This window comes from Brevundimonas bullata (genome assembly GCF_003350205.1).
Taxonomy (GTDB): Bacteria; Pseudomonadota; Alphaproteobacteria; order Caulobacterales; family Caulobacteraceae; genus Brevundimonas; species Brevundimonas bullata.
Genome location: NZ_QLLC01000085.1, coordinates 1 through 1,001 on the forward strand (window position 1 = coordinate 1; position 1,001 = coordinate 1,001).

The 1,001-nt window shown below is 64.9% G+C and carries 1 protein-coding gene; it reads right to left on the minus strand.

What is annotated here, in order from left to right; all coding sequences use genetic code 11:
* Positions 1 to 932: IS1182 family transposase (locus DXK21_RS16420; protein ID WP_245945262.1), on the minus strand; the 932-nt coding region annotated here is incomplete at its 3' end.
* Positions 933 to 1,001: the final 69 nt, after the last annotated feature.

A 1,001-nucleotide genomic window follows, 5' to 3' on the forward strand; every position in this document is an offset into this window, starting at 1 on the left:
TCGCAGGCCAGGATTTCCTCGCCGGAGAAGTAGCCCCGGTCCGCCAGCACATCGAGCCCTTCCACGCCCATGGCGTCCTTGGCTTGACCCGCCATGTTCGCCAGCTGCTGCCGGTCGGATCCGGTCATGATCACCTCGTGGGCGACGATCAGGTGGTGTTCGCCCTCGACGGCGGACTGGACGTTGTAGCCGACGATCCCGCTGCCACGACCCGACGTCGCCATGGCGCGGGCGTCGGGATCCGTCAGGGAGACCTGGCCATCAGGCGCCGCCTCAACCTCGGCCTCCATGACCTTCAGCATCGCCATCTGGGCGCGTAGCCGATCGATCTTCTCGATCAGCCGACCCGACCGCGCCTCAACGGCCTCGCCCTCATGGCGATCGGCCGTGTCCAGGTCCTGGAGATAGCCGGCGATGTGCTCGGCGACCTGTTCGATCCGTCGCTTGACCTTGTAGGCGGTGAAATTCTTGTCGCGCGTGTTCACGGCTTTGAACTTTGAGCCATCGATGGCGACCAGCGCCGATCCGAACAGGCCCAGCTGACGGCACAGCACCACGAACCGGGCGCAGGCCGCCTGGATCGCCGAGGCGTTCTCGCGGCGGAAGTCGGCGATGGTCTTGTGATCCGGCGCCAGCCGCCCCGTCAGCCACATCAGCTCGACGTTGCGCTGCGCCTCGCGCTCCAGCCGCCGGCTCGACTGCACCTTGTTCAGATAGCCGTAGACATAGAGCTTCAGCAGCATGGCCGGGTGATAGGCCGGTCGGCCCGTCGCCGCCGGCGTGATCCCTTCGAATCCCAGACCCCTAAGGTCCAACTCATCGACGAAGACGTCCACCACCCGGACTGGATTGTCCTCAGCCACATAGTCATCGAGACACTCGGGAAGCAGCGTGGGCTGCCGACGATCTGCACCCTGAACGAAGCGGCTCATCCCCACCTCCTGCTGACCTCAGAAGGCTAACCTAATTCGCTCGAGCTGGAGGCGTTTTCACACAGCCTC